Here is a 2,651-nt window from a genome sequence, read left to right on the forward strand (position 1 = left end):
GTCAGCATGTCGGGCATGATGGCCGTGCAGCCTTCGGGAATGCCATTGGGCGGCACCTGCACCTGGGCGGCGCCATCCGCCTGCATCAGCTGCGCCGCAAAATCCGCCAGTTGCGGATGCTGGAACAGGCTGCGCACCGAGGCCGACAGGCCATGCGCACGCATGCGTTCCAGCATGCCCATGGCCAGCAGCGAGTGTCCGCCCAGCTCAAAGAAATGGTCGTGGCGCCCCACGCGGTCCTGCCCCAGAAGCTCGGCCCATATCGCCGACAGCTGCTGCTCGACCCCGTTGTGCGGCGGCTCGTATCCACGCTGCGCCCATTCGGGCTGCGGCAGGGCCTTGCGGTCCACCTTGCCGTTGGCATTGAGCGCAAGCGCAGGCAGCACGACGATGGCCGAAGGCTGCATGTAGTCCGGCAACCGCCCAGCCAAAGCCTGGCGCAAGGTTTCGGCCAGCCCCGCATCGGCGTCCGGGCTGGCCACATAGGCGACAAGGCGTGCGCCCGCCGCGCCCGATGTGGCTTGCGCCGCGACCACCACGGCCTCGCGCACGCCGGGCTGGGCCAGCAGATGGGCCTCGATCTCGCCCAGCTCGATGCGCAGGCCGCGGATCTTCACCTGGTGGTCCAGGCGCCCCAGGTACTCGATCTGGCCGTCGCCGTTCCAGCGCACCAGGTCGCCCGTGCGGTACAGCAGGCCGCCCTGCGTGTCCAGCGGGTCGGCCACAAAGCGCTCGGCCGTCAGTGCGGGGCGGTTCAGATAGCCGCGCGCCAGGCCCATGCCGCCCAGGTACAGCTCGCCGGCCACGCCCTGTGGCGCCGGCCGCATGGCGCAGTCCAGCACATAGGTGCGGATGCCGCTGATGGGCCGGCCGATGGGAACCTGGCGCCGCCCGTCGTCGCGGCAGCGCCAGTGGGTGACGTCGATGGCCGCCTCGGTAGGCCCATAGAGGTTGTAGAGACCGGCCCCGGGCAGGAGCCTGAAGACGGCGTTCTGCGCCTCGGCCGGCAGGGCCTCGCCGCTGCACAGGATGCGCCTGAGGCCCGTGCATGCCGCAACGCCCGCATGGGCCACAAAGGCCTGCAGCATGGAAGGCACGAAGTGCACGGTGGTGACGCCATGGCCCGTGATCAGCGCCACCAGCCTTGCGGGGTCACGGTGATCGCCAGGCGCGGCCATCACCAGCCGGGCGCCGGCCATCAGGGGCCAGAAGAACTCCCAGACCGACACATCGAAGCTGAACGGTGTCTTTTGCAGCACGGCGTCCGAGGCATCGAGCGCATAGGCCTGCTGCATCCAGGCCAGCCGGTTGTGCAGGGCCGCATGCCGGTTGGCCGCGCCCTTGGGACGGCCCGTGGAGCCCGAGGTGAAGATCACATAGGCCAGATGCTCCCCATGCACGGCAACCACGGGGTTGCGCTGAGATTCACCGGCCAGATCGATGCGGTCGATGTCCAGCCACTGCAGATCCTCGCCTGCGGGCAGGCGCTCGCGCAGCGCGCTGTGGGTGAGCAGGCGCCGCACGGCGCCGTCTTCGATCATCTGCGCCAGCCGTTCGGGCGGGTGATCGGGGTCCAGGGGCACATAGGCGCCACCGGCCTTCATGATGGCCAGCAGGCCCACCACCATCTCGATGGACCGCTCCATGGCGATGCCGACCCGGGTCTCCGGCCTCACGCCCAGGGCCATCAGCCGGTGTGCCAGCCGGTTGGCGCGGCGGTTGAGCTGGTGGTAGCTCAGCACCTGATCGCCAAAGACCAGCGCCACGGCATCCGGCCGTGCCTGGACCTGGCGCTCGATCAGCTGGTGCACGGGCTGCATTCCGGGTTCGGCTCGGGCGCCCAGGCTCCAGGCCTGCAGCTGCGCCCATTCCTTGCCGTCCAGCATGTCCAGCGCCGCAGCCTCCAGGCCGGGCTCGCTTTCCAGCGCGTGGACCAGGGAGGCCACGGCCGCCGCCATGTATCCACACAGCCGTTCAGCCCCCAAAGCAGCATCGGCCTGGGCCACGATGCCAAAGCCTTCGCCCAGGTCATCGATGGACACGGTCACGGGGTAGTTGGTGCGCTCCTGTCCGCCCAGCGCCGTCATGCCTTCCCACGCGCCCGCTGCGCCCCCCTCTTGCGGGGCCACGCTGTAGCGGTAGTTGAGCAGTGCCGAGAACAGCGGCGTCCCCCCCGCCAGAGCGCTGCAGCGCTGCGCCAGCGACAGCGTGGCGTGCTCGTGGTGCATCAGCCCCGTCAGCAGCTCATGCGTCTGGCGCAGGCATTCCTGCACGCTGCGCCCGCCCAGCCGACCGCCCAACCGTATGCGCAGCGGCAGCGTGTTGATGAACATGCCCAGCGCGCTGTGCGCTCCCTCCCCGCCCTGCATGCGGCCAAAGAGCACGGTGCCGAACACCACGTCGTCCTTGCCCGTGGTCCTGCCCAGCACCAGCGCCCAGGCCAGGTGGAACAGGCTGGCCGCACTCACCCCATGGCGCTGCGCCTGCCGGCGCAGCTCGCGCGACAGCGGTGCATCCAGCGCAAGCCTGGCCTCCTCCACCGCGCTGCCGTCGCCCTGCACATCCAGCAGGCCGAACGGCGCCGTGGGCTCATCCACATCGCCGAGCATGGCGCGGAAGAAGTCCTCATGCTCGCTGGTGCTCACGCCCAG

Annotated in this window: 1 protein-coding gene; it reads right to left on the minus strand. The window is 70.0% G+C overall.

Annotated elements, in window-relative coordinates; all coding sequences use genetic code 11:
- A partial coding sequence (locus tag ACF8NF_RS21460; RefSeq protein WP_392451243.1) for an amino acid adenylation domain-containing protein occupies nt 1–2,651 on the minus strand: 2,651 nt, incomplete at both ends.

The sequence above is a fragment of the Delftia sp. WSY_22 genome (genome assembly GCF_043104185.1).
Taxonomy (GTDB): domain Bacteria; phylum Pseudomonadota; class Gammaproteobacteria; order Burkholderiales; family Burkholderiaceae_C; genus Comamonas; species Comamonas tsuruhatensis.